Below are 25,162 nucleotides of genomic sequence, written 5' to 3'. Positions count from 1 at the left end.
ACGGCGACACCTTCCTCGCCACCCCCGAGACACAGTTCAACCCGTTCCTCCCCACCAGGTAAGGGGCCCCGGGGGGGGCGAACCGCCCACCCCCCCCCACCGGCCCCAGACCCCTCCCAGGACCACCCCGGCAGACCAGTACCAAGGAGCGACGATGTCGGCCCCCAGCCTGACCCCGAGCACGACGGGCAGCGCCCGCCACTCCCCGCCGGCCGCGGCGGGACCCGTACCCCCCGGTGGCCGAGCCCGCTTCGCGAAGAGCCTGCGGCGCAACCTCACCGCCCACGGCTTCCTCATCGGCGCCGTGCTCTGCTTCGCCTTCTTCTCCTGGTACCCGATGGTCAGGGAGTTCCTCCTGGCCTTCCAGAAGACCGAGAGCGGACAGTCGACCTGGGTCGGCTTCGACAACCTCGTCACCGTCGTCAACGACCCCGCCTTCTGGCAGGCCTGGCGCAACACGCTCCTGTTCACCGTGCTCGCGCTCGTCTTCGGCTTCGTGGTCCCCTTCGTCGTCGCCCTCGTCATCAACGAGTTCCACCACGGCCAGGGCTATCTGCGCCTGCTCGTCTACCTGCCCGTGATGCTCCCGCCGGTCGCCTCGGTACTCCTCTTCAAGTACCTGTACGACCCCGGCTACGGCCTCCTCAACGAGCTCTTCCGCTTCCTCCACCTCCCCGAGCAGCAATGGCTCCAGGACCCCGACCTCTCCATGCTCTCCGTCGTCATCGCCTCCACCTGGATGAACATGGGCGGCGCGGCCCTGATCTACCTCGCCGCGCTCCAGAGCATCCCCGGCGAGCTGTACGAGGCGGCCGAGCTCGACGGTGCCGGGCTGTTCCGCAAGATCTGGCACGTCACCATCCCGCAGACGCGCCTGATCCTCTCCCTGATGCTGCTCATGCAGATCATCGCCACCATGCAGGTCTTCGTCGAACCGTTCCTGCTCACCGGCGGCGCGGGCCCCGAGGGGTCGACCACGACCGTCGTCTACCTCATCTACCAATACGCCTTCAACTTCAACAACTACGGTGCCGCGGCGGCGCTCGGCCTGCTCCTCCTCGTACTCCTCGCCGGATTCTCGGCGGCGTACGTGAAGCTCAGCCGCGCCGAGGACGAGTAGGACCGGGGAGACCAGCATGTCCACACGCACACTCATCTCGCCGGCGCAGCTCGCCCGACCCCGGGGCAAGGCCCTCTACCGGGTGGTCTTCGCCGTGGTCGTCGGTGGCTTCACCCTGGCGTTCCTCGGCCCCCTCTACTGGATGGTGTCCAGCGGCTTCAAGGACACCCAGGAGGTCATCCAGACCCCGCCGACCCTGGTGCCGCACACCTTCGCACCGGAGAACTACTCACGCGCCTGGGAGGTCATGGACCTCTCCACGCTCCTCTTCAACACCCTCTACTACGCGTTCGGCGCGCTCGCCTTCCAGCTCGTCCTGGACGTGGCCGCCGCCTACTCCCTCTCCAAGCTCCGGCCGATCTTCGGCAAGGCCGTGCTCGGCATGATGCTCGTCACCCTGATGATCCCGGCGACCGTCCTCGTCGTACCCCAGTACCTGACCGTCCTGGACCTGCCGATCTTCGAGCGCAACCTGCTGAACTCGCCCTGGGTGATCTGGCTGCCCTCGGTGACCAACGCGTTCAACATCTTCCTCCTCAAGCGCTTCTTCGACTCGATCCCCAAGGAGCTCCTGGACGCCGCGTCCATCGACGGAGCGTCCCCGATGCGGATCCTGTGGTCGATCGTGCTGCCCATCTCACGGCCGATCCTCGGAGTCGTCTCGATCTTCGCCGTCGTGGGGGTCTGGAAGGACTTCCTCTGGCCGATGCTCACCCTGCCCGACCCGTCCGGCCAGACCCTCAACGTCGGCATCTACTCCCTCTCCAACGGCGTCCCGGTCAATGTCCTGATCGCCGCGCTCACCATCGCGTCCGTGCCGACCCTGCTCATCTTCCTGGTCTTCCAGCGCAACATCATGAGCGGCCTCACGGCGGGCGGCCTCAAGGGCTGACCGGCCGTCCGCGCCACCGCGGCCACCGGCGCCACCCCGCCCTCCCGCCCGCTCGGCCAACCGCGCCCCGCGGCCGCCGCACCACCCCATGCCTTCGTCGCCGGCCCGCCTTCCATGCCCCGCAGCAACCGGGCCGGCGACGAAGAACCCCGACCTGCCCGAAAGGACCGTCACGTGGCAGCCCCTCACTCGCATCGCACCGACGACTGGTGGCGCGACGCCGTCATCTACCAGGTGTATCCGCGCAGTTTCGCCGACGGCGACGGCGACGGCACCGGGGACCTCGCGGGCGTCCGGGCGAGACTGCCCTACCTCGCCGAACTCGGCGTCGACGCCGTCTGGTTCACTCCCTGGTACCTCTCGCCCCTGGTCGACGGCGGCTACGACGTCGCCGACTACCGCACCATCGACCCCGCCTTCGGCACCCTCGCCGAGGCCGAGAAGCTCATCGCCGAGGCCCGCGAACTCGGCATCCGGGTGATCGTCGACATCGTCCCCAACCACGTCTCCGACCAGCACGCCTGGTTCCGCGCCGCCCTCGCGGCCGGCCCCGGCAGCCCGGAGCGCGAGCTCTTCCACTTCCGGCCCGGCCACGGCGAGCACGGCGAGATCCCGCCCAACACCTGGCCCTCCCAGTTCTCCGGACCGACCTGGACCCGGGTCGACGACGGCGAGTGGTACCTCCACCTCTTCACCCCCGAACAGCCCGACCTCAACTGGGCCCACCCGGCCGTCCGCCGCGAACACGAGGACGTCCTCCGCTTCTGGTTCGAACGAGGGGTCGCCGGCGTACGGATCGACTCCGCCGCGCTGCTCGCCAAGCACCCGGCCCTCGCCGACTTCGTCGAGGGCGTCGACCCCCACCCGTACATCGACCAGGACGAACTCCACGACATCTACCGGTCGTGGCGCGCGATAGCCGACGAGTACGGCGCCGTCTTCGTCGGCGAGGTCTGGCTCCCGGACTCCGAGCGCTTCGCCCGCTACCTCCGCCCCGACGAACTCCACACCGCGTTCAACTTCAACTTCCTCTCCTGCCCCTGGGAGGCGGACCGGCTGCGCCGCACCATCGACGACACCCTCGCCGAACACGCCCCCGTCGGCGCCCCCGCGACCTGGGTCCTCTGCAACCACGACGTCACCCGCACGGTCACCCGCTACGGACGCACCGACACCGGCTTCGACTTCGCCACCAAGACCTTCGGCACACCCACGGACCTCGCCCTCGGAACCCGACGGGCCCGCGCGGCGGCCCTGCTGACCCTGGCACTCCCCGGATCGGTGTACGTGTACCAGGGCGAGGAGCTGGGCCTGCCCGAGGCGGAGGTTCCGCTGGACCGGATCGAGGACCCCATGCACGCCCGGTCCGGGGGCACCGACCCCGGCCGCGACGGCTGCCGCGTACCGCTGCCGTGGACCGCCGGAGCGCCCTGGTACGGGTTCGGCTCCGACGCCGGCTCCGAGCCGTGGCTGCCCCAGCCCCGTAACTGGGACGACTACGCGGTGGACCGGCAGCAGGCGGACGGGGAGTCGATGCTGGCGCTGTACCGCGAGGCACTGCGGCTGCGCGGCTCCGGCGAGGGCTTCGGTGACGGTCCCCTGACCTGGCTGCCCGCGGCCGAAGGAGTGCTCGCCTTCGCCCGCGGCGAGGGTCTGCGGTGCCTGGTCAACCTCTCCGCGACCCCGGCCGAACTCCCGGCGCACGAGGAACTGCTCCTGGCGAGCGGTCCCCTGGACACCGACGGCCGGCTGCCCGCGGACACGGCGGTCTGGCTGCGGACCTGACGTCTCTCGTACGGCCACTGAACGCGCCCGGTGCCGGTCCCGGCACCGGGCGCGCCGCGTCCGGCAGCACCCCCGGCCGTTCCGTACGCGAACGCCCGGCGCCGACCGCCGCCAGGTGCGGGCTCAGACCGCGTCGCCGTACCGGCGGAGGAGCTGGGGCAGATAGTCCGAGCCCGGACCGAGGCGGTCCGCCGCGGCGGGCGAGGACACGAAGGCGACCTCGTCCAGCTCGGGCCCGGCGTCGTGCCCGGTCTCCGAGGCCACGAGCCCGGCATGCCGACCGAGCACGAGGGCGCAGGTGACGGACGGGGCGAGGAAATGGAAACCGAGGCTGCCGAACCGGCGCCCACGGGTGACCGCGAACAACCCCAACTCCTCGTCGGCGATCCGGACCCCGAGCTCCTCGGCGAGCTCACGCGCGGCGTCCCGCCGCAGGGCCTCCGCGTCCAGCGGCCGACCGTCGGCAGGAGGCTCCACCGAGCCGCCCGGCAGCGTCCAGCGGCCGGGCGCGTCCGTGGCGGGAGCCCCGCGGCCGATCACGAGCCCCCGCTCGGTGGGCAGCAGCACCGTGACGCAGACCGACCCCGGCACGTCTCCCGCGGGCCTGAGGAGCCGCAGTGCCCTGTACCGGTACGAGAGCCGTGCCCAGTGCGCCACCAGCACGCCGGACGCCGGGAGATCCACCCAGAGGCTCGCGACCAGGGGGCCGTCGAACGTGGTGGGACTACGGGCCTTCGTGCCTGCCCACAGCCGGTCCACCTCTCCCTGCTCCCACGGCGTCAGAGCGGGCGGAGGGTGCTCGACGAAGCCGATCCGGCGAACGTCCAGGAACTCCACGGGCCGCGCCCCGCGGTGGTCGCTACCTGAGGTGGTCACGGAGCACCTCCTCCGCCTCGTCGAGCCGCTCGCGCAGTTCGACCGCCGCCCGGACACGGCTCCGGGCGTACTCCTCCAGGGACGGCGTGACCGGTCCCAGGCCGTCGACGACGGTGTTCAAGGGGTAGACCGTGCACCCGAGGTAGGCCGCCGTCAGCCGGACCACACGCACCAGCTCCTCCACCGACGGCGTCGGATGCAGTTCGTGGTAGGCGGCGACGAGCCGCGCGAGGCCTTCCGGCCAGTCCGCGTGGGTCAGCACGGTGCGGGGGTCGAGCGCGAGGCGACCCAGTTCCCACATCGCGTCGCGCCGGCCGGGCGGGTGGAAGTCGATCACGGCGGCGACGCGGTCACCGCGCAGCAGCACGTTCGGCCCCGACAGGTCTCCGTGCACGATCTGCGAGGTCGTCTCCGACGGCGCCCGGTCCAGGAGCCGTTCCACGAGTGGCAGCGCGGCCAGCCGATCCCGAGCGACTCCGGCCGCCCACCGCTCGAAACCGGTGCGCGGCGGCTCCGCCTCGTACCGGCGCACCAGGTCCGTGAGCCGTGCGCGGGCGCGCCCCGGATCGAAGGACCGGTCCCTCGGGCCGAGCGCGGGCCGCCCGAGGGGATGGCGGGCCAGGCCCCGGTGCAGACGCCCGATCGCCGCGCCGACCACCTCCCATCTCCGGCCCGTGAGCCGTCCGTCGGCCGTGACCGCTCCGGCGACGTACGCCGTCACGGAGAGGGCCGTCCCCTGGTACGAGGCGACCAGACGCTCCTGGTCGACGACGGGACGGGCCCGCGCCACGGGCACGCCGCAGAGCCGCGCGTACTCGCTGAGCCGGGCAGCGGCCTCGGCCCGGGTGAGATCCGTACCAGTCGGGTACGTCTTCACGAACCAGCGCTCGCCGGTATCCGTCTCCGCCACGAAGTTGCGGGTCGCCGTACCCGCCGGCCCTTCGGTGAGCGAGGCCGGAACGATGCCGAACCCGCCCGCGAGCAGGAGCGTCACACGGTCGAGGAGCACACGGGAGCCGATGGTCACGACCGAGCCTTCCCGCGAAGGAGCGTCATAACCCGGTCACGCGGGTGACCTGGGACACCCGACACGCTCTCCGGTGTGACGCTTGCTACATTCCACGTCGTGACGGAGCAGGACGCAGGGGTGCGGCGGCTGGTCCTCGTGATCAGGATTCCCTGCAGAGCCGACACGACACCGGGTCGCGGTCTGGCGCGAGTTGCGCAAGATCGGCGCGCTCTCGCTCGGCCAGGGGATCTGGGCCGTCCCGGACGTACCGGTCATCGCCGCCGGAACACGGCGAGCCGTGGAACTCACCGAGCGCGCCGAGGGCCAGGCCGTCACACTCACGGCGCCGGGGCGCTCTCACGAGGACGCCGCCCGGTTCGAGGCGATGTTCACCGCGGCGCGGTCCGGGGACTGGACGGGGTTCCTCGCGGACCGCGACACATGCGAGGAGGAGGACGAAGCATGACCACGCAGAACCCGGTGGCCGCTCCGCGGACCACGATGTGGCCCCTGTACGCGGCGGGCTTCACGACCGCCTTCGGCGCCCACGGCATCGCCGCGAGCCTCGGCGGCTTCTCGGAGGACGCCGTCACCTCGCTCCTGATACTCGGCGGGCTCCTCGCCCTGTACGACGGAGCCGAGGTCCTCCTCAAACCGCTCTTCGGCACCCTCGCCGACCGGATCGGCGCGCGCCCCGTGCTCCTCGGCGGCCTGGTGGCGTTCGCCGCGGCCTCCGCCGTGTACGCGATCGCCGACAGCCCCGGCTGGCTGTGGGCCGCCCGTCTGGGTCAGGGAGCCGCCGCCTCCGCCTTCTCGCCCTCGGCCTCCGCGCTCGTCGCCCGGCTCAATCCGGCCGCCAAGCACGGGCGGGCCTTCGGCAGTTACGGCTTCCACAAGTCCATCGGCTACACCCTCGGCCCGCTCCTCGGCGGCATCCTCGTCTGGGCCGGCGGACTGCGCCTCCTCTTCACGGTCATGGCGGTGCTCGCCGCGGCCGTCGCGGTGTGGGCGGCCGTCGCCGTGCCCGCCGTGCCACCGCTCCCCAAGGCCCGGCAGACCGTGCTCGACCTGGCCCGCCGTCTGACCTCCCTTACGTTCCTGGCACCCACCGCCGCCCTCGCCGGCGCGACGGCGGCCCTGTCGGTCGGCGTCGGCTTCCTCCCGGTCTCCGGCCGGGCGGCCGGCCTCGGCACCGTGGCCACCGGCGCCGCCGTCTCCCTCCTCGCCCTCACCGCCGCGGTCGTCCAGCCCAAGGCCGGGCGCGCGCTGGACGAGGGGCGCCTGACCACCCGTACCGGTCTGACGGCCGGACTCCTCATCACCGCCGCCGGACTCGCCTGCGCCATGCTGCCGGGCCTCCTCGGCGTACTCACCGGGGCGACGCTCATCGGCGCGGGCACCGGCCTGATCACGCCGCTCGGCTTCGCCGCCCTCGCGGCGAGCACACCGGAGGAGCGGCTGGGGCAGACCATGGGTTCGGCCGAACTGGGCCGGGAACTCGGCGACGCCGGCGGCCCCCTGCTCGTCGCCGCCGTCGCGACCGCCACGACCCTCACGTTCGGTTTCGCGACCCTCGCCCTGCTGCTGGCGATCGGCCCGCTCCTCGCGCTGCGCCGACGGGCTTCCCAGAACGTGTGGCCGCCCGCCTAGGCCCTGTCGTCACACTCCCGTCTGCCCCGCGACGCCATGCACGCGCTCTCGCCGCACCGGGCACAAGCCCGAGTACGTCCAGTACGAGGGCTTGAACCCGGCACGCCGAGAGCACGCACCTGACGCCGCGGGGCCGCCCTTCGGGCGACGACGGGAGTGTGACGACAGGCCCTCGTGTTGACCGGCCCCGGCAGGCAGTGCTGGAGTCGGCAGGTGGACAGCATCCCCGCCAACCGGCGGCTCTGGAACCGGATCAGCAGCACCTACCAGCACGATCACGACCCACGCATCGGCGCCGCACCCCGGCTGTGGGGCATGTACTCCATCCCCGACGCGCACCTGCGCGCCCTGGGCGACGTCACCGGCAAGCGCGTCCTCGAACTCGGCTGCGGTGCCGGCCAGTGGTCCAGGGCACTCGCCGCCGAGGGTGCCGCCGTGGTCGGCTTCGACCTGTCCGAGGCTCAACTCGCCGCGGCGGCGAGCGCGAGGGGAGCGGCCCGCTACCCGCTGGTGCAAGGCAGCGCCGAACAGCTCCCCTTCGCCGCCGACAGCTTCGACCTGGTGTTCTGCGACTTCGGCGGGCTCAGTTGGGCGCCCCCGCACCTCGCCGTCCCGCAGGCCGCACGCGTCCTGCGCCCGGGCGGGCGCCTGGTGTTCAACGTCGCGAGCCCATGGTTCGAAGCGTGCTACGACGAGTCCGCCGGCCGCGTGACCACGACGCTGCAGAAGGACTACTTCGGGCTGGACACCATCGCCGAAGGCGACGGCGCGACCAGCTATCAGCTCACCTACGGCGGCTGGGTCAAGGTCCTGCGTGGCGCGGGACTCGTCATCGACGACCTCATCGAGCCACGGCCCGAACTCGGAACGCTCAACGGCTACAACGAAACCGACCCACCCGACTGGGCACACCGCTGGCCGGCGGAACTGCTCTGGGTGACCTGCAAGCCGTGAGTGCCGCCGTGCCGAGGCGTGAAGGAATCCCCTCGCCCGAGCGGACCTAGAGCCGGGCCTCGTCCACCCTCACCTCCGCACCCCGGATCACGTCCATCACCGTGTCCGACACGGCGTGCATCCGGGGCTCGCGGAGGTCGAGGACCGGCGTCGGGTTCGAGATGCCGTGGGCGACGAGCAGGTTCATCAGGGGCCAGAGGGCCTCAGAGCGTCTCGGCAGCGGGATGCCGAGCCCGTCCGGTGCGATGACCTGGGCCGTCGTCACCCCGGCGAGAAGGTTCGTGCGGGCCCAGTCGACCACCTGGGACCTGCCGTCGGGGCTGACCCGGAGAACGACGTCCCTCGTGTGGTGCAGGACCGCCAGATAGTTCATCGGGACCGTGAGACGCCGGACCACGTCGTACGCGGGGGAGCCGTCGGCCGGGCGGACGCGGAGCAGCGTGTCCAGGACCGGACCGTGGTCCTGGAAGGTGGTCCGACCGCGCAGCGACAGGAACCGGGCCCGCACCAGGTGCCCGCCCCGGCGCGACCAGCGGCGGGGGACGGAGCCGAACGCCCCCTCGTCCCCCGGCAGGAACTCCGCGAGCCGACGGGCCTCCTCACCCGGCTCGGCCACCGGCGCCCGCTGCTCGATGACCTCGCGGGCCACGGCCGCGTACCGGGCCGCCGTCGCCGCGTCGAGGCGCCGGAGGTCGATGAGGTCGCCGTCCATCACGACACCGCCGACCGACAGCGAGATCCGCATCTGCTCCAGCTGCCGGCGGGCGTAGCGGGTCACGTCGGTCATGCGGCCGTCGAGGTCGATCACCCGGCAGGTGCGCGTCCCCGCCAGGAGGAGGCTGCGCGGCCAGAGCACCGTGACCTTCCCCGGCGTCGGCGAGTCCGGGGGATCGACGAGGACGGCCAGCCGCCCCGCCGTGATCGCCGAGAGGCAGAGGGAAGGCACCCGGACCTCCTCGGTGACCTCGCGTCCCCCGGAACCCCGGCCGGGCTCCTCGTCGTCGTGGACCCGTAGCCGCAGTCCGACCGTCGCCTTGAACTCCGCCGGATCGTGATCGCCGCCGTACGTCGTGAACGTCGCGCCCCCTTCGGGGCTGTACCGCACGAACGTCGCCTCGATGACATCCGCCCTTACCAGGCGCGCGCCCACCGCGCCCCCTGGGGAGCGGGGCGCCCACACCACCGTGGTGTCGTCCCCGTACGCGGGGCCGGCGTCCCGCACGCGGCTCCGCCGTGTGATCCGGGGAAACTCCTGCCGCGCGCTCCGGACGGCCGAGAAGGGGATCATGGCCGTTCCCACCGCCCCGATGCCCAGGGCGCCGGCCACCCAGAACCAGGCGGCGCCCTCGGTCCGGGCGACGTACCCCACGACGAGGAACACCGGCCCGGCCAGACCGGCGAACGCGGCGAGGATCAGATTGCCGACGAGCACGCCCGTGTAGGTGCGCATGGCCCCTCCTTCAGTCAGGTACCCGGGGAACATCGTTCTTCCCGGTCCCGTGTCTGAGAAGGGGGCCCACCCTGTTTCCCGGCCTTCGCGGCGCGTACGCGGTCAGGACACGGACCTGCCGAAGAACTCCAGCTCCGCGACGGCCACCTGCTTCGCGGGGTCGGCCCGCCACGCCGTGCGCAGCACCAACTGCACCGTGAGTGCGTCCCGTACCCGCACGTCGACCCGCTGGGTCCCGCCGTCGTCGATGCGGTGCTGGGAGATGTGCGTCTCGCCGGCGGAGTCCTTGACCACCAGGTCGAAGGTGCGCGGGGTCGCCTGGCCGTCGGCCTGCGTGGTGTTCTTCGAGCTGCCGGGGGTGATCAGGAGGCTCAGCAGATCGGTCGGCTCGGCGAACCGGGCCTCCATGTACTGTCCCGCCGAGTCGCCCGCGTACCCCGTGCCCCACCAGGTGTTGGAGTACCCGTCGCCCGCCAGCTTCGCCTGCTGCGTCGGCGCGGAGTGGGAGGCCGCCCAGGCCACCGGGTGGACCGGGACCCGCTTGGCGAAGTGGTCCTGGACCGCGCGGACGGCCGGCGGACCGCCGACGATGCCGCCGACCACCACGGTGACGACCCCCGCCGCGATCAGGGCGCGGACGATCCAGCGGCTCCGGTCCCGGGTCAGCCCGGGACGCCGTCCCGCGTACGGGCCCTCGGCCGTCGACAGCTGCTCGGGGACCATGGGCGTCGCGCAGAAGCGGCAGAAGTGACGGCCCGGGATGTTGGCGAGCGAGCAGGCCGGGCACGGCGTGCCGCCCGGCACGGGGACGGACGCCTCGGCGGCCCGGACCGTCGGCCGGGCGGCCTCCGGACGCGCGGGGAGCACCGGCGCCGCGACGGCCGGTTCCACGGGACGGTTCCCGGGGACCGGGACGAGGAGGGACCGTACGAGCGTGTCCGACGGGCCGTCGGACGCCGACCCTGCCTCCGGTACGGGCGCGGGGACGGGCGCTGACGCGGATTCGGGTGCGGACGCGGGCGTCTCCGACGTGGGGGCCACGGCGGGCAGTGGGGCGGTCACCTCCTCGGGACCCGCTGAGGTCCGGCGGTCCGCCGCGTCGGCCGGGGAACCCGCCGGCCCCTCCGCGGCGGCCCGCGGCGCCTCGTCCGACGGCACGGCTTCCGGCTCCTCCCGGACCGTCCCCGCGGAATCCGAAGCCGACGCGGCGGGCGCGGCGGGGGACGGGCCTTCCGTGCCCGCCGCGCCGGCCGGGCTGTCCCAGCGCAGGAACGCCCCGCAACTGTCACAGAAGGACTGGTCCGCCGCACGCACCGGGCTCGCGCAGTCCGGGCAGGGACGGGACTGGGGCGCGTCACTCATCAGGGTCAAGCTCCTTCGGATGTACGGGAAGAGGTCGCCGCGGGCGGCGGGGAGTGCGTCACCGAGACCGTGAACGGCAGATGCGCGGGACGGGCCGCCGCCACGACCGCGCGCAGCCGGTGAGGATCCACGGAGGCAGGGTCGGCGACCCGGAGAACCACGTGCAGTCCGGCGACCGGCGCCCCCGGGAACGGTCCGAGCGGCGCGGACGACCAGCCGGCGCCCCCGCTCTCGGTGATCTCCGGGGGCACGCCGAAGGCGAGCCGGACCGCCGCCGCGAGCCCCTGCCGGGTCCCGCGCACCCGGTGCAGTGCCACGGCAGAGGCGACCGCGTGGCGGCGGAGCGGGAGCGGCTCGTCGCCGTCCAGCTCCGCGCCGACCCAGGTCGCGAGGTAGTCCACGAAGTCGGCGGGGGCGAGCGCCGGCGAGAAGTACGCCTCCAGGGAGTCGAGGACGTTGAAGAGCGGAGCGAGGACGACGTCCAGGCCGGACACGAACCGCTGCCCGAAATCGTCCTCCGCGTACACGGCGGGCAGCGACGCGCCCAGCGGGTACGGGGTCGCGAGGCCCGGAACCGTACCCCGCGCCGACCCGCTCACCGCGCCTCGATCACACGGACGCGGTGGTCGAACGGGAAGAGCAGCGCGGACGGCGCCAGCTCGATCCGGTCGGTCGTGTCGCCCCTGCGGCCGGTCAGCGGATCGGCCGGATGCAGCAGGACCTCGTCCACCAGCTCCACGCCCGGCACCCGCTGGAGCGCCGCGAAGACCTCACCGGCCCGCAGCGGGCGCCCGAACGGCCACCCCTCACCGTGCGCCCCGCCCGTCAGCGGATCCAGGTACGCGTACAGCGCGTCCAGCGCCTCCGCCCGTACGCGCTCCGCCTCGGCCGCGCGGAAGGAGTGCAGCGTCGCCACCACCGTCACGCCCTGGTAGAACGGCGGCCCGACGGCCAGCCGCGTGCCCAGCGGACGCCGCTCGTCCAGGAAGCCCGTCACCCGGGACAGCAGCTCCTCGCCCGGCACGAGCTGCTCGAACCGCAGCCGGCCGCCCCGGTCCGGCACGGCCTGCGGCACGACCAGGACCCGGACCGCGTTGTCGCCCGCCTCCGCGGCGTCCGCCGCCAGGCAGGAGATCCGCGCCGCCTCGGGCGCCGCCCTGCGCGCCAGCTCCTCGTAGTCCCGGGCGGTGACGGCCCGTTCCTGCGCGCGGAGGCTGATCGGCGCGCGGGACTTGGCCTCCTCGACGGTCTCCCCGTCCACCCCGCCACGCGCCGCCTCGCGGTTCTCCACGCGCGCGATGTACGGGATGGAGCTGCGCAGAACGGTGATCGTGGAGCGGGCCACGTTCCCCGCCCGGCCGCCGCCGGTGCCGTACCGGACCGCCCGGATCGCCGCACCCTTCGGCGGCACGGCACCGAACTGCCGCAGGGAGCCGTCCGGTTGGCGCACGCACGGTCCGAAGGCGATCTCGCCCGTGGTCGCGTCGAGGGTGAAGTGCCGGTCACCGGGACGTGAGGAGGCGAAGTCGCGGACGACGGTCCACTCCTGCCAGCCGGCCTCGGGGTCCTCCTCGTCGACGCCCCTGTCCGCCCGCTCGGCGACCTGGAGCAGCAGCGGAGGCCGGTCCACGACCGGCGCGTGCGCCAGCCGCAGCCGCTGCGCCGGCACGCCCTCGGATGCGCCGAGCTGCTCGTCCCGCACGGCCTCGGCGTGCGCCGCGCGGACCGTCCCGCCGATGGTGAACGCCTCCGCCGCCCGTACCGTCGGCGACTCGCTGTACGACGGCAGACCCGCGGCGGCCTCGACGACCCGACAGCGCACCCAGCCCGCCTCGTGCCCACCGAGGCGCGACACCGCGTGCCCGGACGGCACGTGCAGCACCACCTCGCCCGGACGGTTGAGCCCACCCGTGTTGTCCTCGTCGACCTCGCACACGACCCAGCCCTCGGCCCCGGTCCACGCCTCCCACACCAGCGGCGGCCTCCGCGGATCCACACCGACTCCGTCCACCCGGCTGTCCAGATCGAGGACGAGCACACAGTCCGGGACCGCCGCCGAGAGACCGAGCAGCAGCAGATCGCCGACGCGCGGCAGGGGGGAGAAGGCGGCCACGTCCTCACCGCCGAGGAGATCCTGCGAGCGGTCCTCGGGTGCGCCCCCCGCCTCCTGGCGCAGGATGTGCGTCAACGAGCAGGGCACGACGGTCAGATCGGCGGCCGTCGCGAAGACGACGGCCTCCTCCGTCTCCGTACGCCCGGTGGACACCTCCGTACCCGTGGGCAGCACGACGGGCTCCGGCTGCGGCGCCGAGAGCCGGAAGGTGATGTCGGCGCGCGCGGCCGCGGGCGGGAACAGCGTCACCCCCAGCAGGTCGAGGAAGGCCAGGTGGTTCTTCTCCGGGACCCGGTTGAGGCGGTAGACGAGCTGGTCCGCCATGTGCGCGACCGCCTCGACCAGGGTGACGCCCGGGTCCGAGACGTTGTGGTCGGTCCACTCGGGGCACGCCTGCTGGATGTAGCGCTTGGCGTCGTCGACGAACTGCTGGAAGCGACGGTCGTCGAGATGGGGTGCGGGCAGGGCCATGGCGGCTCTTTCAGTCCTCGGAGGGGATGACGTAGAAGGGGAAGACGAGGTTGCGCGGGTTGTTCGCGCCGCGCACCCGGTAGCGGATGTCGATGAAGAGGGTGGTCGGCTCCCCGGGGGCTGGGGCGACCGTGACCTCCTCCACGTCGATGCGCGGCTCCCAGCGGTCGAGCGAGGACATCACCTCGTACCGGACCCGGCCCATCGTCGAGTCGTTGACCGGTGCGAACACCAACTCGTGTACGGCGCAACCGAACTCGGGGCGCATCGGACGCTCGCCCGGCGCGGTGGCGAGGACGAGCCGCATCGACTCCTCGATCTCCCGGTCGCGCCGGACGAGCGCGATGGACCCGCTCGGGCCGGTTCGCAGCGGGAAGGCCCAGCCGGCTCCGACGAAGTGCTCACTCAAGGGAAGGTCCTCCTCTGGATTCCGGGCGGCGGGGCGGCGGGGGCGGGGGTGGCGGGGGCGGGGGCGGCCATCAGAAGGGCAGGTTCGCCACGACGGGATTGGGCATCGGCACGGTCGAGGTGACGAAGGCCGGCGCGTTGACGACGGCCTGCGTCAACGCCGAGACCTTGAACTTCGCCCCTGCCTTGATGTCCACGCCGAGCCCGGCGTCGAGCTTGATCCGCCCCTTGGCGGAGAGCGTCAGATCCATCCCCGACTCGACCGTGATCCCGCGCGCCCCCGAGATCGTGACGGTGCCGTCGCTGTCGATCGTCAGGGTGGTGCGGGCCTCGTTCAGCTCGACGCTCAGGCCTCCTTTCGCGGTGCGCAGCCGGATGCCGTGCGAGGCGCGCGTCCGGCCGCCCTCCTCGCGCAGCTCCACCGTGTGACCGGTACGGGAGGTCAGGGCGCGCCACTGGACGCGCCCGCTGGTCGGATCGACGGGCGGCACCCGGTCGGTCGCCGGGGTGTGCTTGTCGACGCCGTTGTACAGCCCGGCGAGGACGTAGGGGTGCTCGAGGGAACCCCGGTCGAAGGCGCACAGCACCTCGTCGTCCACCTCGGGGAGCATCAGGCCGCCGCCCCCGCGTCCGCCGAGCTGGGCGACCCGGCACCAGCCGCTCTCGTATGTCGCCGACAGCCACGGGAAACGCAGTCTGACCCGGCCGAGCGACAGCGGGTCCTTGGTGTTCGTGACCAGCGCGACCGCGACACCGGGCATCGGCGGCGCCGCCTCCCCGCCGCCGGAAGCCGTCCCGTACAGCGAACGGAACTGCCGGCCGGACACCGTCAGCCACGTGGCGAACTGCCGTCCGGAAGCGAAGACATGACGTACGCCGGTCGCGGTGTACCGCCCCTCGAAGGGGAAGCCGGCGCCCTTCACGGCCACCGGCTGCCCCGGCTTCAGCGCCGGATTGCCGGTGACGGCGACCTCCAGCTCCGCGAACGACCCCGTGACGTCGTCGGCGAGCGCCGTCGCCGCCTGCGTCACCTCCGACTGCGTGGTGAACGGCGTGTCCGTCGCGGCCAGTTCGGCCGGGCCGAACGGCGCGGAGAGCTGCGCCGGGGTGATGTCCGAGACGATCTCCCTGCTCGCGACGGCGGGCGTCGGCGAGGACAGCGCCTGCTTGGTACGGGGATCCCAGCCCCGCACGTCGACCTTCCCGACCTGCCCGGCGGCGGTCACGGACACCCGGCTCTGCAGCGTGTTGCTCCCGAAGTCCAGGACGTACGGGCTGACCGCCGCCGGCGTGGTGTCGGCGGGCGCCGACGAGGCCGGGGGCAGCGCGGCGAACACGAGCCGGCCCGCCGTGTCGAGCGACAGCCGGACGTCGTTCTCGCGCGCGAGCCGGGAGAGGAAGTCCCAGTCGGTGATGTTGGGCTGGGTGGCCAGCTCGTACACCGTCGGCGTCGCGTCGACCTTGCCGAGCGGGATCCGGTTGAGCCCGGCGAGCTTCCGGACGATGTCGGAGGCCGTCATGTTCGGATAGCCCTCGACGCGCCGACTGCGCAGCAGACGGTGGCCGGGATCGTAACCGCGCACGATCAGGTACCGGCCGTGACCGGGCGCCGCGTCCACCTCGACGGCCGTGACCTCCCCGGTGAGCATGGGTTCACCGAGCCTGCCGTCGGTGAACGGGGACAGCACCGCCATCGCTCCGACCTTGAGGAACGGGAACTTCGTGGTGAGGGTGCCGTCCTTGTCGCCGAACGTCAGCTGGAACGCGGACGGGACGTTGACGCTCGCGTCCACCCAGCCCTCGGTGAGGCGGACCGCGAGCGGGTCCGGCAGCGGCGTGCCGTCGAGCTGCACGTGGAGGACGGTGGTGAAGGTCTTCTCGCTCATGAGGTGCCCTCGGTCTCCGGCGTTTCGGTGGTGGACGGGAGCAGCAGTTCGGTGCCGGGGCGCAGCCGCATCGGGTCGTCGATGCGGTTCGCCTCCGCGATGACCCGCCAGCGGGTCGCGTCGCCGTACTCGCGCCAGGCGAGGGAGGCGAGGGAGTCACCGGCGACCGTGCGGTGCACCCGGCGGGCCGAGAGCGCGCCGGACGTCGGGTTCTGCTTCTTGGTCGCGCTGGAGATCTCGGTGAGGGAGAGCGAACACGTCGCGCGGATCGGGATCCCGCTGGGGCTGAAGAGGGTGTACGTCGCCGACACGGAGGTCACGTACGCGACGAACTGCACCGTCGAGAACGAGCCCCAGGAGAACCGCACCCACGGAGGCGAGGGCGCCTTCGCGGCGATGCTCTGCCCCGTCACCTCGCAACAGGACAGCAGGAGCTCCACCTGCTGCTGCACGTCGTTCGACGACGGGTCGCCCGAGCGGTCGAGGAAGACCTCCAGCTGGAGCCTGGCCGGCTCGCTGCCGGTGAACTTGGGCGGTGCGCCCCGGTCGTACGCGACGGCCTGCTCGGTGAACCAGTGGGCGGAACGGCTCAGTTGCAGCTGATCCGGATTGAACTCGAACTTCACCTCACCGAGCCGGCCGCCGTACGAGCTCGACAGATCGGTTGGCGGCTGGTGGATGGCGAGCGAGGCGCGGGAGAGGCCGCTGGCCGTCAGCCCGCCGAAGAACGGTGCCATCTCAGGCGCCTCCCGCGTCGGTGAACCCGTGGTGCGCGATCTCCAGGGTCTCCGTCGCGACGGCCGGACTCGCCGGGTCGAGGGTCGGCCCCGTCCACCGCACCGGCAGCACCTCGACCAGACCCCACTGCGCCACGATCGACCCGTCGGCCCGCAGCGCCGCGATCTGCGCGGTCGGACGGGTGATCCCGGTGGCGAGCGACGAGATCCAGGCGGCGACGTTCGCCGTCTCGGGAGTGAGAGGGCGGGTGAGGCGGATGGTGGAGAACGTGACCCGGGTGGGCAGCTGCCAGACGAAGCCGTTGTTGCCTCCCTCCCGGCGCTGCTCCACCTCGACCTCGGAGGAGAGACCGTCACAGCTGTTGAACACGCCGAGGTCCTCGCCGTCGATGGTGAGCTTGAAGAAGACGGTGGATGCGGGGTCCGGCTGCTGGGGCATGGTGGCGGGTCTCTCGGATCGGCGTGGTCTGTGGTGGGTGGGGGCGAGGAGGGTGACGGTCAGCGGCCGTGGTCGCGCAGGCGGCCCACGCGCTCGCGGTCGGCACGGAGCTCGGCGCGCAGGAGCCGCGAGAGCGGCGTGACGAGACGGCGGGCCAACTCGTCCAGTTGGGTGGGTGATTCGGGGTCGGCGGTGCCCGGGGCGGCGGTGCGCTGCACGGAGGGAGAGGGCGAGGACGAGGGCGGGGCCGAGGCGGTCCGGGTGACCGTGGTGGCGGCGCGCGGCGCGTGCGCGGCGGGAGCCGGGGCCGGGGCGGCCGAGGTCCGCTGGAGCGGGGTGGGAGTCACCACGGGGACGGCCGGCGTGGGCGCGGGCGTCGTCGCAGAGGTCGCCCCGGTTGCGCTGTGACGCTGGACCACCGGCCGGGCGACGGGCCGCGTGGCGGACGGCCGGGCGAGGGGGACGACCGGACGGGGGGAACCCTGGGAGGCGACCGGGCCACCGCTGCGGGGCGGAGCGGCGGGGGTGCGCTGAACGATCGGGACGGGGGCGGCGGTCGGCGTGAAGAGGGGAACGACGAGTGCGGGCGCGGGTGTGGGCTGCTGAGGGCCGGGCGCGGCGGGGGGAGCCGGGGGGCTGGAGACGGCGCGTACGCCGCTCGGCAGGCTCGGGGTGATCGGCCTGGCGGTGGCGAGCGGACGGACGGCACGCCGCTGCACCTGGGGCGCGGTGGCGCGGGGGAGGTCGGTCACGGTGACGACGGGCGGCTGCGGAGGAACGGGGGTGCGGCGCGGGCCGGTGGGCACCGTGGGCACGGGGGAGGCTGCAGGGGGCTGAGGTCGCGGTGCGTCCGTGGCGCGCTGGACAGGGGGAGGCGTCGGCAGCGCCGGGGCGGCGGTCGGCGGCACGGTGGGTGCGTGGGCGACGGGCTTGGTGGGGGCGGCCGGTGCATGGTCCTGGTGCACGGCCGACCGTTGCACGGGAGCCGTGGACTCGGCCGCTGCCGGGGCGGGGGCCGCGACCCGAGGGGGCGTGGGCGGCCCGACCGGCCCGACCGGCCCGACCGGTCCGATGGGCCGAGGGGCGGGTGCGACGGGGACGCCGGAGGCGGGTGAGGCCTTGGTCGGCGCCGCAGGCGTCGGCGGTGTCACGGACGCACGCGTGATCGGCGCACCGATCGGAGACCTTCGCGGCGCGGGGTTCGCACGCGCCGCCGACGCGTCGGCGGCGGCGCGCTGAACGGGGGCGCCGAGCCCGGGCCGGGCCGGGGAGGTCGGCGGGGTGGCCGCGGTGGCCGGGGTTACGGGGGTGGTGGCGGGCGTCGGTGCGACCAGGGGCGCCGGAGCAGTCGGGCCGGCCGACGACTTCGGGGAGGTGGGCCGTACGGGTGTGGGCTGAACCGGGGGCACAGTGACACGCGGGGCCGCAGTGACATTCGGGGCAGCCGGGGAGGCCGCCCTCGCAGGACGTTCCGGCGCGGCCGTGCCCGTCGTGGGAACGGACGTGACGGACGGCGGGGACGTGACGGACGGCGGGGCCACTGAGGCCGACGGCGTCACGGGGCCTGCGGGGGAGGCGGACCTGGCGATCGTGCGGGTCACCGGAGGCGTCGGGCCTTCCGGCGCCGACGGCGTCGACGGCATCGCGGCGGTTGCGGGCGAAGAGGAACGGGCGACGGCACGGGCCACCGTGTCGACCGGAGGCGCGGAGCGCGCCGGAGCGGTGGGTCCGTCCTTGAATCCCTGCGCCACAGGACCGGCGGGCGCAGGCGCCGACTCCTGCCGCGTCACAGGGCTCGCCTGAGGCGCCGGCACCGCCTGAGGCGCCGGGGCAGCCGGAGCCGCCGGGGCGGCCGGTGCCTGCGGGGCCACCGGCGGCGTCGACGCCGTGGTGTTCCAGTCGGCGCCCGGTGCGCGCCGCGAGCGGCGTACGGGAGGGCGGCGCTGCACCGGAGTGCCGGGCGCAAGGCCGGGAGTCCCGGGCCCGCCGGGGGATGCGGGACCCGGGACGTTCTGGGGCCGACCGGCAGCCGAGGGCTCCGGTGCGGCGGTGTCGGGCGCATCCGTCGGACGCGTCCCGCTCGTAGGCGTGCGGGCGGGGGTCGGTGTCCGCACGCCCGACGGCGTGCCGGGCGCGACGGCGTCCACGGGACGGGTGGCACCGGCCGGAGCCAGATGCCGTAGCGGCTGCACGGGTCGTGCGGAGACCAGCGGCGAGCGCCGAACGGGCGCGGGCCGTACCGGACCCGGCCGCGTGGGACCGCCGGACGGTGGAGCGATCCCGGCCGCTCCGACCTCGGGCGCGGACGGCGGAGCCGGCGGGTGGGCCGTCCCACCGGTGGCCACGGCGGCACGCTGGACGACGGGAGGCGCTGAGCGGGGCGCGCCCGCGGCCGTACCCGAGGCCGCGCCTGACGCCGTGGCCCCACCAGCCGCCGTGGCCGAGGCCGTACCAGCCGCAGCGCCTGCCTTCCCGGTCTTGCGCACCGCGCCGCCACCCCGTACCGGAGCGGCCGCGGCCTCCTCCCGTACGGGGCGAGGCGTCGGCGCGGGTCGAGCGGTCGACGGCGTCGCGGGTACGCGCTGTACGGCCGGAGCCGGAGCCGGAGCCGTCTCCGGCCCCGCCGCACTCCCCGCACCCGCCACCGGCAACCGCAGCCCCGGCAGCTCCGACCCCTCGGAGGGACCTGCCGACTGCCGCTCCACGGGCAGAGGCACCGCCCGCACCGCGTCGAGCATGACGCCGCCCGGTGCGTCCGGTACCGCGCCGTGGCCCAGGTCGCTCTGGAAGGAGGGGTTCCAGTGGGTCGCGAGCGACGCGGAGAAGCCGTACTCCGCGACGGTCCGCGGACCCGCGCCCAGTACCCGCTGCACGGGCGGCAACGCCCGCCACGCGTCCCCGGACGCCGCCGTCGGCGCGACGGACGCCGAGCTCTCCTCGCGTACACCGGTCTCCGCGCCCCGCGACGCGTTCCGCGTCCGCGCCGACCGCCACTTCCCGAGCATTCCCACAGTCCCCTCCAACCTCCCTTCCCTGTCCTGCCGTCATGCCTGTGACCGCTCCACCAGCGACGCCACCTGGGCCACGTACCTCCGTCGGTCCGCGTGCTCCAGATCGAGGATGTCGTCCATGCCCCAGTGGAAGTGGAAGGCGAGGTACGCGGTCTCCTCCTCGATCCGGTCGGCCGCGTACGTCACGATTCCCCCAGGCGGCTCCCGGCCAGCTCGACCTCGAAGGACTCCTCGCAGTGCGGGCACGCCACCGCGGCCCGTGTGTGGCCCTCCGCGTTGATCTGCCGGTAGAAGTCCTGGAGGAACGCCAGGTCGGAGGCGAACATGTTCTCCACCGTCCCGTCGTGGACCGACGGGAGCGTGCCGAGCCGGGTGATGACCCGGCCGAGCAGCACCACGGACAGGTAGGCCGGGTTCTCGCGGACCCGGATGTCGCGCAGCGGGAGCAGCTCGTCCCGGGCCGTGGCAAGTCGCATCGCCCCGCTGCGGTGCACGGTGCCCGCCTCGTCGACGAACCCGCGCGGCAGCTCGAACTCGAACTCCGTGCGAAGCGGCTCCTGTGGGCGGCCCTGCTGCGTGCCCGCCGATCCCTCGCGTCGCATCAGCCGAGCGTCAGCTCTTCGAAGGTGATGGTGACCTGCTCGGTGAGGGCGGCTGCGTCGCCGGCCTTCGTCGCGCTCAACTCCACCTTGGTGCACCAGGCGTTGCGCAGGTTGTACCGCTTGACCTCGCTGAGCTGGTAGTCCAGGAAGATGATGGACGCGTCCTTGCGGGCCGCGCCCATGTCGCCGGCGATGGAGGACGTGATCCACTCGGTGAACGCGGCGGACTGGGTGGCGCCACGGGTCACCGTGCACTCACCGGCCTTCTTCACGCCGGGGAGCTTCTTGATGATCGGCTTGCCGTCCGCCGAGACCTGCTGGAACTCGATGACGTCCTGCTCCATCGAGAGGCCGCTGATCTCCTGCAGGGTCTCGACCATGACGCCGTCGATCTGCAGGCCGAAATTGTGGGTGGTGAGGGCGTCACCGGTGTCGAGGGACATGGGGGTTCACTCCTGTTCGAGGGGCGGATCCGGGCCCGGAAGGCGCACGGACCCGGAGCCGGAAGGGCGGGGCGATGAGCGGGACGGAGGTCGAGGAGCGGAGGACTACTCCTCCAGCTCGCCCCCGCCGCCCTGGATCTGCGCGAGCCGGAAGACCACGAACTCGGCGGGCTTCACCGGGGCGATGCCGATCTCGCAGACCACCCGGCCGAGGTCGACCGACTCCGGCGGGTTGGTCTCCGCGTCGCACTTCACGTAGAAGGCATCCTCGGCGCGCTGGCCGAACAGCGCGCCCTGGCGCCACTCGTTGACGAGGAACGCCGAGATGTTGCGGCGGATACGGGCCCACAGCGACGGGTCGTTGGGCTCGAAGACGACCCACTGCGTCCCGACGAGGATCGACTCCTCCAGGTAGTTGAAGTAGCGGCGGACGTTGAGGTAGCGCCATGCCGGGTCGGAGGCCAGCGTCCGCGCTCCCCACACCCGGATGCCACGGCCCGGGAAGGCGCGGATGCAGTTCACGCCGATCGGGTTGAGCAGGTCCTGCTCACCGCGCGTGATCTGCAGCTCCAGGTCGACCGCGCCGCGCACGATCTCGTTGGCCGGGGCCTTGTGGACACCGCGCTCGGCGTCGTTGCGCGCCCAGACGCCGGCCATGTGGCCGGACGGCGGAACCACCCGGGTCTGGCCGCTCGCCGGGTCGAAGGCCTTGATCCACGGGTAGTAGAGGGCCGCGTACGGCGAGTCGTAACCGGCGATCTCCTGGCGCCACTTGCGGATGTCGCGGGCGTTCAGGGAGGGCGGCGGGTCGAGGATCGCCATCCGGTCGCCCATCAGCTCGCAGTGCGCGATGAGACCGATCTGGACGGCCTTGACCTGCTCCAGGTCGATGAGCCCCTGCTGGTAGGCGGCCATCAGGTCGGGCACGGCGACCATGTTGATCTCGTCGTACGCCTCCAGGCCGCCGAAGCCGGTGCGGTCGGCGGAGTCGCCGATGAACTGCCCGGACTCCAGGGCGGCGGCGACGTCGGCGCCCGCGTCGACGTGCACCGGCATCCGCGCGGGCGGGGCGAGGGTCACGGACTGCGCGTCGGGCCTGACGAGCTGGGCGGCGGCCGCGGCCTCCTCCAGGACGATCGTCTTGGAGCGCTGCTTGACCTGCGCGACCACGTAGTTGCGGGCGCTCTTCTTGGCGGAGGCGTCGAAGCTCTCGACGACCTTCTCGCCGTCCTTGACGACCAGCTTGAAGCGCTCGGCCTCGCCCTCGACGTCCTGCACCTCGACGGTGAGCGCCCCGCCGGCCTCGGAGCCGGCGGTGATCGCGGCGACCTTGAAGGTGCCGAGCGCGACGGCCTCACCGGCGACGAGCTGCGGCGCGGCGGCGGCCGATGCCGCGGCCGAGCCTACGGCTCGCGTGGCGCCCTGCGCGTCGCCACCGCCGACACGTACGACGTACGCAGCGGTGCCGCCGTTGTTGAAGAACCCGTACACGGAGTGGGCGAGGTAGTACCCGTCCGTGAAGTCACCGAACGACGCCACGTACTGGGACCAGTTGGTGACGAGCACGGGCTCGTTGAGCGGCCCGGCGGGCGCGAGCCCGACGAACGCGGCGACAGAGGTCCCGAGGCCCTCGATGGGCCGGGAGCCGCTGGCGACTTCCTCGACGTAGACGCCGGGGGACAGGTACGTGGGCATGGTGCGTGTTCTCCTCGGAGGGCGTGGTTCTGCGGAATGCGGTGGCTCTGCGGTGTCACAGCGTGGGGCGTGCGGTCGCCCGCGTCCGGCGTGCTGCGGTGCGTCGACCTCATCCCGCTCGCCCTCCCCTCGGCCGTGGACAGCGGTCGTACGCCTCCGACTCTCGCCGAACCGCGCAGCCCCGAGCAGGGGAGAAGGGGCGCTCGCGAGGGCAGCTCCGCCTGCCCTCGCGGACATCGGACACCCGACGTCCGGCCCCCGGTGCGTGCGGCCGGGCCCCGCGGCCCCTCCGGGTGGGACCGGGCACCGGCACGGCCCGACCTCGTGGTTCGTACGGCCGCAGGGCCGGGGCTCGTACGCCCGGGACCCCCGGTCCCGGCCGCCATGGCACCCCCACCGTGGCCGACGGGCTGCCGGGGCACCTCACACTGCCCCCGAGCAGGGACTTTCGGGCAGCCGGACACCCCACCCCGGCCCTTAACGTTCGCCCATGACCATGTGGACCTCTCTGGACCCGGCCGAGGTGACCGTCGAGCCCGGAGCACGGGCCGGCGCCCGACTGCGGGTGCGGAACACCGGCGACACCGTCGAGGAATACCGCCTCTCGCTCGTCGGCAAACCCTCGGGCTGGTCCCGGATCGAGCCGGACGTGCTCCGTCTCTATCCGGGCAGCGAGGGGGCCGCCGAGATCTCCTTCGCCCCGCCCCGCTCCTCGGACGTGGAGGCCGGGCCCCTCGCGTACGGCATCCGTGTCGACCCCCGGGAGAACTCCGGCGCCCGCGACGTCGTGGAGGGCCGGCTGACCATCACGCCCTTCACCGAGACGCGTGCCGAACTGCTGCCGCCCGCCCTGCTCGGCCGCTTCCGCGGGCGGGCCCGTATCGCCGTGGACAACCTCGGCAACACCCCGCTGACCGCGTCCCTCGTGGCGCGTGACGACGCGAACCGGCTCACCTTCGACGTACGGCCGAACGCCGTGCAGATCGCCCCCGGCCGCGCCGCCTTCGGTGAGCTCGTGGTGCGGCCGCAGGCCGTGCGATGGACCGGCGCCGAGGAGTCGCACCGGTTCACCGTGGCCGTCCGACGGGCCGGCGACGACACCGCCCTCGACCTCGACGCCACCTTCGACCAGCGCCCCGTCTTCGGGAACTGGCTCGTCGTCGCCGGCGGACTCCTGCTGACGGCCGTGATCGCGTTCGTCGTGCTCTGGTTCAACTTCTCTCCGAAGGTCGTCAGCGCGGCGAAGGACCTCCGGGCGACCAACGCCCCCCGGCCCGCGCCGCAGGGCACCGGCGACAAGCTCCCCGACGCGCCGCCTCCGCCCGGCGGGACCGGAGGACCCACCCCGGGCGAGAAGCCGCCCGGCTCCTTGCCGCCCCTGACGGACGGGGGGCCGGGCGGCGGGGACGACGGGACGGGTGACGACCTGGGCGGCGGCAGCGGACCCACGGAGGGCGGCGCACCCGGGGGTGGCGACGGTGGCGGCGGCGGTGCCGACCCGACCGAGGGCGGTCAGGACCCCGGTGACGGCGGCGGTGACGGTGGCGGGGAGCAGAAGCCCCCGCCCCCGCCGGCGCAGCAGGTCACCGTTCCGCCGTGGCGCCTCGGCTACCCGAAGGACCTCGTCGTCGAGTTCGCCCAGGAGCGCCTCGCGAGCCTGGGGTCGAGCAACGCCTGCACGCTCAAGCCGGGTTGGACCCCGGGCGTGATCGACGCCCGCACCCGTGCCTCCCTCGCCTGCTACCAGCACGCCGTCGTCAACGACGGGCTCAAGAACGGCAGGAACTCCGCCGCCATCTTCGACACGGACAACGAGGGCGAGCTGGGCCGGGCGACCCTCACCTCCCTGTGGGCCCAGCGCATCACGCCGGACTCGGTGAAGAGCGGCGCCAACACCATGCAGACCACCCAGCTGATGGCGGCCTTCTGGTGGGCCTACAACCGCGAGTCCGACACCAAGGACCTCGAGAAGGCGCGCTGGTACGCCCAGGCCGGCATCGACTACCTGCGCTCGGACAAGCAGACGACCGCCCGGTACAACAGCAGCGTCGCCGACCACATCCGCCAGTACCAGGCGGCCGTCGGTCTGCCCGTGAACGGTACGGCCGACTGGGCAACGATCCGCAAGATGGTCGGCGGCAGCGTCATGTGATCCGGGCCGAGGTCCTGGGGGGGGGGGGCCGCCCGCCCCCCCCAAAAAAGGGAGGGGGGGGGGGGGGGGAAAAGGAGGAAAGGAGAAGGGAGAAAAAAACCCCCCAC

23 protein-coding genes are annotated in these 25,162 nt (G+C 73.4%); 8 read left to right on the top strand and 15 right to left on the bottom strand.

Annotated elements, in window-relative coordinates; all coding sequences use genetic code 11:
* Positions 1-154: 154 nt before the first annotated feature.
* The 3 genes from ACZ4XX_RS38425 (at position 155) to ACZ4XX_RS38415 (ending at position 3,797) form a co-directional block, all read left to right on the top strand.
* The gene (locus tag ACZ4XX_RS38425) at positions 155-1,120 is read left to right on the top strand and encodes a carbohydrate ABC transporter permease (protein ID WP_468512454.1); all 966 of its coding nucleotides are present in this window, start codon (positions 155-157) and stop codon (positions 1,118-1,120) included.
* 16 nt (positions 1,121-1,136) lie between these two features.
* Positions 1,137-2,012, top strand: coding sequence for a carbohydrate ABC transporter permease (locus tag ACZ4XX_RS38420; RefSeq protein ID WP_468512453.1), 876 nt, complete (start codon positions 1,137-1,139; stop codon positions 2,010-2,012).
* A 174-nt stretch (positions 2,013-2,186) separates the two neighbouring features.
* Positions 2,187-3,797 carry a glycoside hydrolase family 13 protein gene (locus ACZ4XX_RS38415; RefSeq protein WP_468512452.1) on the top strand — a complete coding sequence of 537 codons (1,611 nt, stop codon included), beginning with the start codon at positions 2,187-2,189 and terminating at the stop codon, positions 3,795-3,797.
* Between the two features lie 123 nt (positions 3,798-3,920).
* Here the strand turns inward: ACZ4XX_RS38415 and ACZ4XX_RS38410 are convergent, their stop codons facing one another.
* Both ACZ4XX_RS38410 and ACZ4XX_RS38405 read right to left on the bottom strand, forming a co-directional pair.
* Positions 3,921-4,673 (bottom strand): NUDIX hydrolase, encoded by a 753-nt coding sequence (locus ACZ4XX_RS38410; protein ID WP_468512451.1) that lies wholly within the window; start codon positions 4,671-4,673, stop codon positions 3,921-3,923.
* Entirely contained in the window at positions 4,657-5,700 is a 1,044-nt protein-coding gene (locus ACZ4XX_RS38405) for a phosphotransferase enzyme family protein (RefSeq protein ID WP_468512450.1), read from the bottom strand. The genes ACZ4XX_RS38410 and ACZ4XX_RS38405 overlap by 17 nt, the downstream gene beginning before the upstream one ends.
* A 193-nt stretch (positions 5,701-5,893) precedes the next feature.
* Between ACZ4XX_RS38405 and ACZ4XX_RS38400 the strand changes: the two genes are divergently transcribed.
* The 3 genes from ACZ4XX_RS38400 (at position 5,894) to ACZ4XX_RS38390 (ending at position 8,286) form a co-directional block, all read left to right on the top strand.
* Positions 5,894-6,148 carry a Chromate resistance protein ChrB gene (locus ACZ4XX_RS38400; protein ID WP_468512449.1) on the top strand — a complete coding sequence of 85 codons (255 nt, stop codon included), beginning with the start codon at positions 5,894-5,896 and terminating at the stop codon, positions 6,146-6,148.
* Positions 6,145-7,332 (top strand): MFS transporter, encoded by a 1,188-nt coding sequence (locus ACZ4XX_RS38395; protein ID WP_468512448.1) that lies wholly within the window; start codon positions 6,145-6,147, stop codon positions 7,330-7,332. The genes ACZ4XX_RS38400 and ACZ4XX_RS38395 overlap by 4 nt, the downstream gene beginning before the upstream one ends.
* 213 nt (positions 7,333-7,545) lie before the next feature.
* On the top strand, positions 7,546-8,286 hold the full coding sequence (locus ACZ4XX_RS38390; RefSeq protein WP_468512447.1) for a class I SAM-dependent methyltransferase: 741 nt from the start codon (positions 7,546-7,548) through the stop codon (positions 8,284-8,286).
* A gap of 46 nt (positions 8,287-8,332) precedes the next feature.
* Here ACZ4XX_RS38390 and ACZ4XX_RS38385 read toward each other — a convergent pair whose 3' ends face one another.
* From ACZ4XX_RS38385 to ACZ4XX_RS38345, 9 genes are all read right to left on the bottom strand, one after another.
* Positions 8,333-9,736, bottom strand: coding sequence for a hypothetical protein (locus ACZ4XX_RS38385; RefSeq protein WP_468512446.1), 1,404 nt, complete (start codon positions 9,734-9,736; stop codon positions 8,333-8,335).
* Between the two features lie 102 nt (positions 9,737-9,838).
* Positions 9,839-11,098, bottom strand: coding sequence for an NADase-type glycan-binding domain-containing protein (locus ACZ4XX_RS38380; RefSeq protein WP_468512445.1), 1,260 nt, complete (start codon positions 11,096-11,098; stop codon positions 9,839-9,841).
* A 5-nt stretch (positions 11,099-11,103) separates the two neighbouring features.
* Positions 11,104-11,697, bottom strand: a complete 594-nt coding sequence (locus ACZ4XX_RS38375; protein WP_468512444.1) for a phage tail protein — start codon at positions 11,695-11,697, stop codon at positions 11,104-11,106.
* On the bottom strand, positions 11,694-13,682 hold the full coding sequence (locus ACZ4XX_RS38370; RefSeq protein ID WP_468512443.1) for a putative baseplate assembly protein: 1,989 nt from the start codon (positions 13,680-13,682) through the stop codon (positions 11,694-11,696). The genes ACZ4XX_RS38375 and ACZ4XX_RS38370 overlap by 4 nt, the downstream gene beginning before the upstream one ends.
* A gap of 10 nt (positions 13,683-13,692) precedes the next feature.
* Positions 13,693-14,091 (bottom strand): GPW/gp25 family protein, encoded by a 399-nt coding sequence (locus ACZ4XX_RS38365; protein WP_468512442.1) that lies wholly within the window; start codon positions 14,089-14,091, stop codon positions 13,693-13,695.
* Between the two features lie 70 nt (positions 14,092-14,161).
* Positions 14,162-15,976 (bottom strand): VgrG-related protein, encoded by a 1,815-nt coding sequence (locus ACZ4XX_RS38360; protein WP_468512441.1) that lies wholly within the window; start codon positions 15,974-15,976, stop codon positions 14,162-14,164.
* Entirely contained in the window at positions 15,973-16,713 is a 741-nt protein-coding gene (locus ACZ4XX_RS38355; RefSeq protein WP_468512440.1) for a CIS tube protein, read from the bottom strand. Before ACZ4XX_RS38355 ends, ACZ4XX_RS38360 begins: the two co-directional genes overlap by 4 nt.
* Position 16,714: 1 nt before the next feature.
* The gene (locus ACZ4XX_RS38350; RefSeq protein WP_030317091.1) at positions 16,715-17,152 is read right to left on the bottom strand and encodes a phage tail protein; all 438 of its coding nucleotides are present in this window, start codon (positions 17,150-17,152) and stop codon (positions 16,715-16,717) included.
* 59 nt (positions 17,153-17,211) lie between these two features.
* Entirely contained in the window at positions 17,212-18,117 is a 906-nt protein-coding gene (locus ACZ4XX_RS38345; RefSeq protein WP_468512439.1) for a hypothetical protein, read from the bottom strand.
* Positions 18,118-18,580: 463 nt separating this feature from the next.
* Between ACZ4XX_RS38345 and ACZ4XX_RS38340 the strand changes: the two genes are divergently transcribed.
* Positions 18,581-18,955, top strand: coding sequence for a hypothetical protein (locus tag ACZ4XX_RS38340; RefSeq protein ID WP_468512438.1), 375 nt, complete (start codon positions 18,581-18,583; stop codon positions 18,953-18,955).
* 1,241 nt (positions 18,956-20,196) lie between these two features.
* Here the strand turns inward: ACZ4XX_RS38340 and ACZ4XX_RS38335 are convergent.
* From ACZ4XX_RS38335 to ACZ4XX_RS38320, 4 genes are all read right to left on the bottom strand, one after another.
* A complete protein-coding gene (locus ACZ4XX_RS38335; RefSeq protein WP_167346856.1) occupies positions 20,197-20,349 on the bottom strand; it encodes a DUF6760 family protein in 153 nt (50 codons plus the stop codon).
* On the bottom strand, positions 20,346-20,765 hold the full coding sequence (locus tag ACZ4XX_RS38330) for a hypothetical protein (RefSeq protein ID WP_468512437.1): 420 nt from the start codon (positions 20,763-20,765) through the stop codon (positions 20,346-20,348). The genes ACZ4XX_RS38335 and ACZ4XX_RS38330 overlap by 4 nt, the downstream gene beginning before the upstream one ends.
* Positions 20,765-21,208 (bottom strand): phage tail protein, encoded by a 444-nt coding sequence (locus ACZ4XX_RS38325; RefSeq protein ID WP_468512436.1) that lies wholly within the window; start codon positions 21,206-21,208, stop codon positions 20,765-20,767. The genes ACZ4XX_RS38330 and ACZ4XX_RS38325 overlap by 1 nt, the downstream gene beginning before the upstream one ends.
* Before the next feature lie 105 nt (positions 21,209-21,313).
* Positions 21,314-22,903, bottom strand: a complete 1,590-nt coding sequence (locus ACZ4XX_RS38320) for a phage tail sheath subtilisin-like domain-containing protein (protein ID WP_468512435.1) — start codon at positions 22,901-22,903, stop codon at positions 21,314-21,316.
* 490 nt (positions 22,904-23,393) lie between these two features.
* Between ACZ4XX_RS38320 and ACZ4XX_RS38315 the strand changes: the two genes are divergently transcribed.
* Positions 23,394-25,055, top strand: coding sequence for a COG1470 family protein (locus ACZ4XX_RS38315; RefSeq protein ID WP_468512434.1), 1,662 nt, complete (start codon positions 23,394-23,396; stop codon positions 25,053-25,055).
* Positions 25,056-25,162 lie beyond the last annotated feature (107 nt).

It is taken from the genome of Streptomyces sp. NPDC029956 (assembly GCF_055574655.1).
The sequence above is the reverse complement of the archived record's forward strand: the minus strand, read 5'-3'. Positions and strand labels throughout refer to the sequence as shown.